This is a genomic window from Synechococcus sp. H55.9, assembly GCF_047462355.1.
Taxonomy (GTDB): Bacteria; Cyanobacteriota; Cyanobacteriia; order Thermostichales; family Thermostichaceae; genus Thermostichus.
Map to the genome: position 1 here is coordinate 1 of NZ_JANSJB010000114.1, position 6,938 is coordinate 6,938.

The following is a 6,938-nucleotide window of genomic DNA, read 5'->3' on the forward strand; positions in this document are numbered from 1 at the left end:
TGTTCCAGAATGAGAGGAGTTCATCTTTCTTTGCAGTTGCGTCAGCCCTTGGCGGGGCTCAGTTGAGGGGATCACGATGCGGGTAGCCATTATCGGAGCAGGGTTGGCCGGCTTGGTCACGGGGGTCGATTTGGCGGAAGCGGGGCACCAGGTGCAGATCTACGAGGCGCGGCCCTTTGTGGGCGGCAAGGTGGGCTCCTGGCAGGATGCCGAGGGCAACCACATCGAGATGGGCCTCCACGTTTTTTTCTGCAACTACAGCAACTTGTTTGCCCTGATGAAAAAGGTGGGGGCCTACGAGAACCTGTTGCCCAAGCAGCACCTCCACACCTTTGTCAACCGCGGCGGGCATACGGGCAGCCTTGATTTTCGCTTTCCCCTGGGAGCGCCCTTCAACGGCCTCAAGGCCTTCTTCACGACAGAGCAGCTCTCCTGGGCCGATAAACTGCGCAACGCCCTGGCACTGGGCACCAGCCCTCTGATTCGTGGCCTGCTGGATTACGAAGGAGCAATGCGGCAGATTCGCGCCTTGGATCGGATGAGCTTTGCCGATTGGTTCCGCCGCCACGGCGGATCCGAGGCCAGCCTGAAGCGGATGTGGAACCCGATTGCCTATGCCCTGGGCTTCATTGATACGGAGCAGATTTCCGCCCGCTGTATGCTGACCATTTTTCAGATGTTTGCCAGCAAAACAGATGCCTCCAAGCTCAACCTCCTCAAGGGATCCCCGGACAATTACCTCACCCAGCCCATCGTCCGCTACCTGCAAGCCCGCGGCGGCCAGGTTCATACCCGCCGGGGAGTCAGCCGCATCGAAGTCAGCGACTCTCCTCCCCACGCGGTAACCGGCCTGGTCTTGGCCAATGGCGAGCGGGTGGAAGCAGATGTGTATGTGTGTGCAACGGCGGTGGAAGGGGCCAAACGGCTGATCCCACAGGTGTGGCGGCAGTGGCCCCAGTTCGACAACCTCTACAAGCTGGAATCCGTACCTGTGGCAACGGTGCAATTGCGCTTCGATGGCTGGGTGACGGAGCTGAAGGGCCGGGCCAGACGCGCCGCCGACCACCCGCAGCCGCTTGGCATCGACAACCTCCTCTACACCGCCGATGCCGATTTCTCCTGCTTCGCCGACCTGGCCCTCACCAGCCCCGCCGATTACTACAAGCCCGGCCAGGGATCCCTGCTGCAATGCGTGCTCACGCCGGGGGATCCCTTCATCTCCATGCCCAACGAGCAGATTGCCCAGCACGTGCTGCACCAAGTGCACGAGCTCTTCCCCTCGTCGCGGCAACTGAACCTGACCTGGTACAGCGTGGTCAAGCTGGCCCACTCCCTCTATCGAGAGGCGCCGGGCATGGATCCCTATCGCCCGCAGCAGAAGACCCCTGTGCCCAACTTCTTCTTTGCCGGCAGCTACACCGCCCAAGACTACATCGACAGCATGGAAGGGGCTACCCTCTCCGGTCACCTGGCCGCCCAGGCCATTCTGTCTGCCCACAGGGATCCCTGACATGAGGACACTCCTCTCTCCCTGGTGGGAGAGGGGCTGGGGGTGAGGGCAACATAGCAGTGGGGAGTTGGAACAAGCTTCTGCCAGCAGTTCTAGAAGCCTGCAGTCTATGGCTCGACTGGAAGATCTCAACCCCGGTGCAAGGGTCAGAGGGATCCTGCCAAACCAAGCCGTTGTCATCGTCAACGTGAAATGGCACGGCAGCAGTGCCATCGAGGTCATCTACAAAGACATCCAGGGGCAGCCCCACGCAGAGCTGCTGTTTCGCAACCAAGAGCCAACTTTGGAAGTTGTTCAGGAGGGATCCCTTTGCAACTTCGAGGGAGAGGGTGCTCTCTTCCGGTTGGTTTCCGAAGCGCATCGCATTCGGCTGGCTCATCTTTTCGATCCCCTCCTAGCTGTCCACACCTCTCTGGTAGAGCCTCTGCCCCATCAAATCAGTGCCGTCTACGAGGAAATGCTGCCGCGGCAGCCGCTGCGGTTTTTGCTGGCCGACGATCCAGGGGCTGGCAAAACCATCATGGCAGGGCTGTTGATTCGGGAGCTGCTGATTCGCGGTGACCTGCACCGCTGTCTCATTGTCTGCCCCGGCAGTCTGACCCTGCAGTGGCAAGAGGAGATGGTGCAAAAGTTCCATTTGCCCTTTGAAATTTTGACCAACGATCGTCTTGAAGCAGCTCGAACAGGGAATCCATTTCAGGAGATTCCGCTGCTCATTGCCCGGCTAGATAAGCTTAGCCGAGATGAAGCCCTACAATATAAACTTAAGCAAGCCGATTGGGACTTGGTCGTTGTCGATGAGGCCCACAAACTTTCGGCATCCTTCTTTGGCGGAGAAATCAAAGAAACCAAGCGCTACAAGCTGGGTAAATTGCTCTCTCAGCTAACGCGCCACTTTTTGCTGATGACAGCCACTCCCCACAATGGCAAAGAAGCAGACTTTCAGCTTTTTTTGGCCTTGTTGGACGGAGATCGCTTTGAGGGAAAATTTCGAGATGGAGCTCACACCTGCGACGTCTCGGATCTCATGCGGCGATTGGTGAAAGAAGACTTGGTTAAGTTTGACGGCAAGCCGCTTTTTCCAGAGCGAAGGGCTTACACCGTCCAGTATGCCTTATCTGATCTGGAAGCCAAGCTTTATCAGGAAGTTACCGATTACGTACGAGAAGAGTTTAACAATGTAGATGCCTTGGACAACGATGGTCGCAAGAGAACTGTTGGTTTTGCCCTGACCATCCTACAGCGTCGGCTAGCCTCTTCTCCAGAAGCGATTTACCAATCCTTGCGGCGACGGCGACAGAGGCTGGAGCAGCGGCTTAGGGAAGAACAATTACGGAGTCGAGGAACGAGAAATATTACTGTCACTATTCCCCCGCTTGATGCGGAAGGTTGGGAGGAAGACTTTGAAGACTACACCGCTGACGAGCTGGAAAAACAAGAAGAAGAGTTGGTAGATCAAGCAACTGCCGCTCGCACCATTGTCCAGCTTAAGGCAGAGATTCAGCGGCTTCAGGATCTAGAAAAGCTGGCTGAACGGGTGCGACGCAGTGGTCAGGATCGCAAGTGGGAAGAATTGTCCAAGCTGTTGCAAAATCAAGGGGAAATGTTCGACGCCGGTGGACATCGGCGCAAGCTGGTGATCTTCACCGAACACCGGGATACCCTTGAGTACCTGGCCGACCGCGTGAGAACTCTGCTGGGGCAGTCAGAAGCAGTGGTTACTCTTCACGGCAGCATGGGTCGGGAGGAGCGCAAGAAGGCTGAAGAGGTTTTTAAGCAGGATCCGGCTGTGCAAATCTTGATTGCCACCGACGCCGCCGGGGAGGGGATCAACCTGCAGCGAGCCCATCTAATGGTTAACTACGACTTGCCCTGGAATCCCAATCGCTTGGAGCAACGGTTTGGGCGAATCCACCGCATTGGGCAAACTGAAGTCTGCCACCTATGGAATTTGGTGGCTGCAGAAACTCGCGAGGGGGATGTCTACCTGGCTTTATTGAAGAAGCTGGAGAGCGAGCAAAAAGCCCTAGGGGGCAAGGTCTTTGACGTGCTGGGCAAGGCTATTGATGGGAAGGAATTGCGAGAGCTGCTCATTGAGGCCATTCGCTATGGTGATGATCCAGAGGTGAGAGCTCGGCTAAACCAGAAGGTGGCAGATTACCTAGATCGAGAACGGCTGAGAAAGCTCCTGGAGGAACGGGCTCTGGCCCACGACTCCATGGACATCACCAAGGTGCAACAGATTCGATTAGAGATGCAGCGAGCTGAAGCCCGGAAGCTCCAGCCTCATTTTATTGCTTCCTTTTTCCTAGAGGCCTTTCAACACTTAGGGGGCACTGTGCAAAAGCGAGAATCCAAACGCTACGAAATTACCCACGTGCCGGCAGACATTCGCAATCGGGATCGCCAGATTGGCTTGGGCGCGCCTATTCTCAGAAAATACGAACGGATTACCTTTGATAAAAGCCTAGTTAGCGTTCCCGGAAAACCTTTGGCAGAGTTTGTCTGCCCTGGCCACCCTCTTCTGGAAGCCACCATCGATCTTATTCTGGAACGATACAGAGACTTACTTAGACAGGGATCCGTCCTTGTCGATGAAAGGGATCCCACCGAGACGCCGCGGGTTTTGGTGTACCTGGAGCACGCTATCCAGGATGGGCGGACTGATCGCAATGGCCAGCGGCGAGTCATTTCCCGCCGTATGCAATATGCGGAAATCCTGGCCTCTCCCATAGGGCGGGATGGCCCTCACCCCCCAACCCCCTCTCCCATGGGGCGGGATGACCCTCACCCCCCAGCCCCCTCTCCCATGGGGCGGGATGACCCTCACCCCCCAACCCCCTCTCCCTCAGGGAGAGGGGGAGATGGTAATGAGGAGTTCAGGATAAGGAGTGCCGGCTATGCTCCCTACTTGGACTATCGACCCCTAACTGCTGAAGAGCAGGCTCTTCTGAAAGCCCAAGCCAGCTCTTATCTTCCCAGCTTCTCTTCTGCGAAGCTAGAAGGGCAGGTCACCACCTACGCCATTGAACACCTTGTTCCTCAGCATTTTCAGGAGGTCAAGGCTCAGCGGGAAGAACTCATCAACAAAACAGAGCGGGCTGTAAAGGATCGTCTCACCCGAGAAATCAACTACTGGGATCACCGGGCGGCCCAGTTACGGCTAGAGGAGCAGGCGGGCAAGCTCAATGCCAAGCTCAACTCTGCCAAGGCCCGGCAGCGGGCCGATGAATTGGCCGATCGGCTTCGCAAGCGGCTGGCGGAACTTGATCAGGAGCGCCAGCTATCCTCCTCGCCGCCGGTGGTGGTGGGGAAGGCGCTGGTGATCCCTGTGGGGTTGCTGCAGCGGCTGCAAGGCAAGCGGGAGTCCACTCCTGCCACCTTTGCCCGCGAAACCCAGCGTGTGGAGCAGGCGGCCATGGCCGCTGTCATGGCCATCGAGCAGGCGTTGGGATATGAGCCCCGCGATGTGAGTGCCGAAAACCTGGGCTATGACATCGAATCCAGAGGCAGGGAGGGCCTGCGCTTTATCGAGGTCAAGGGCAGGGTTGAAGGAGCAGAAACGGTAACGGTAACGAAAAATGAAATTCTGACAGCTTTGAATAAGCCCGACAGCTACATCCTTGCCCTGGTTCAGGTGCCGGCGGATCGGGATTTTCCAGAAGGGGATGTCTTCAGGGTCAAAACTCCTGCAGGCACTTACACAGTGGCGGGGGAAGGCTGTGAGGTGCGCTACGTAAGAAGGCCTTTCAAGCGGGAGCCAGATTTTGCTGCCAGTAGCGTCAACTACAAGTGGAAGGAGCTCTGGCAGCAGGGATCCGATCCCCGGCTGCAGAGCTAGCCAATCTGGGGCCAAGGGATCCGCCTGCAGCGAGTAGAGTATATTTTGCCCCCTGTTTTCGCCTCCTTGGCCTTGGCTCCTTATGTCCCGCCGCAAGAAGCTCATCGAAGTTGCCCTGCCCCTGGAAGCCATCAACTTAGAATCTGCCCGCGAGAAGTCCATCCGCCACGGCCACCCCAGCACCCTACATCTCTGGTGGGCACGCCGGCCCCTGGCGGCTTGTCGGGCGGTTCTGTGGGCTTCTTTGGTGGATGATCCCAGCAGTTGGCCAGACAGGTTCCCCACCGAGGCCGACCAAGAGCGGGAGCGACAGCGGCTGTTGGACATTCTGGCCCGCATCGAAGTTCAAAAAGACAAGGACGGCAAAACCAAGCAAGTGGTGCGGGGCCTGGTTTCTTGGGACGATGTGAACGATCCCAACTCAGGAGTTTTGGAGGCGGCCCAGCGGGAGATTGCCCGCTGTTTGGCCTGGGATCGCGGTGAGGATCCGCCCACGGATCCCCAGGCTGTCAGGGAGTACATTGCCAAGCACGCGCCGCCGGTTTACGACCCCTTTGCCGGGGGGGGATCAATTCCCTTGGAGGCGCAGCGGTTGGGGCTCAAGGCTTATGCCAGTGACTTGAATCCGGTGGCTGTTCTCATCAACAAGGCTCTGATCGAAATTCCGCCGCTATTTAAGGACAAGCCGCCGATTAACCTCCAGGATCGCCCTCACCCCCCAGCCCCCTCTCCCATAGGGCGAGATGGCCCTCACCCCCCAACCCCCTCTCCCATAGGGCGAGGGGGAGTTTGCGGTTTGAATCGGTGGTATGGGGCGCAAGGATTAGCGGCAGATGTGCGCTACTACGGACAATGGATGCGGGATGAGGCTTTTAAGCGGATCGGGCATTTGTATCCGAAGATTGCCCTCACCCCCCAGCCCCCTCTCCTATGGGGAGAGGGGGAGAAGACTCAAAACCCTCTCCCTCTGGGAGAGGGCAGGGTGAGGGATCCATCTGTAGTCCACTTAGCACAAGGTCAGTTGCCCAATGGCGATGTTGCCCTCACCCCCCAGCCCCCTCTCCTATGGGGCGGGATGGCCCTCACCCCCCAGCCCCCTCTCCCGCAGGGAGAGGGGGAGTTGGAGAAATGGGAAGTTCCTCCAGCAATTCAGAAGAAAATGCAGGAGGTAGCTCGACAACTGCGGCGGCAATCTACACCTTCTGAGGCGATTTTGTGGGAAGCGTTGCGTAATCGCCAGTTGGAGGGGCGTAAGTTTCGGCGACAGCACCCGATCGGCACATTCGTGGTCGATTTTTTCTGCAAGGAAGAGGCTTTGATTGTAGAGGTCGATGGGCCAATCCACGAGCATCAAAAAGATTTGGATCGCCAACGGCAGGAACTGCTAGAAAGCCTGGGACTGCGCTTTGTGCGCCTGAGTAGCCACTTGGTAGAAACCAATCTCCCCGTAGCCTTGGATCGAATCCGCGCCGCCTTCCGCCCCCTTCCCCCCACACCCCCAGGGGGAGGGGACGGGGGTGAGGGAAAACTTACCCCAGGGAGAGGGGGCGGGGGTGAGGGAAAACTTCCCTCAGGGAAAGGGCAGGG

3 protein-coding genes are annotated in these 6,938 nt (G+C 57.8%); all 3 read left to right on the plus strand.

Features of this window, described 5'->3' with window-relative positions; translation table 11 throughout:
- Positions 1-76 precede the first annotated feature (76 nt).
- Positions 77-1,510, plus strand: a complete 1,434-nt coding sequence (gene zds, locus NW857_RS11790) for a 9,9'-di-cis-zeta-carotene desaturase (RefSeq protein ID WP_414335013.1) — start codon at positions 77-79, stop codon at positions 1,508-1,510.
- 109 nt (positions 1,511-1,619) lie between these two features.
- Entirely contained in the window at positions 1,620-5,351 is a 3,732-nt protein-coding gene (locus NW857_RS11795) for a helicase-related protein (protein ID WP_414369033.1), read from the plus strand.
- An 82-nt stretch (positions 5,352-5,433) separates the two neighbouring features.
- Positions 5,434-6,938: DUF1156 domain-containing protein (locus NW857_RS11800; RefSeq protein WP_414369034.1), on the plus strand; the 1,505-nt coding region annotated here is incomplete at its 3' end.

Excerpts from the sequence above, each read along its gene's own strand:
- zds (WP_414335013.1), top strand. The coding sequence starts at position 77 with ATGCGGGTAGCCATTATCGGAGCAGGGTTGGCCGGCTTGGTCACGGGG.
- NW857_RS11795 (WP_414369033.1), top strand. The coding sequence starts at position 1,620 with ATGGCTCGACTGGAAGATCTCAACCCCGGTGCAAGGGTCAGAGGGATC.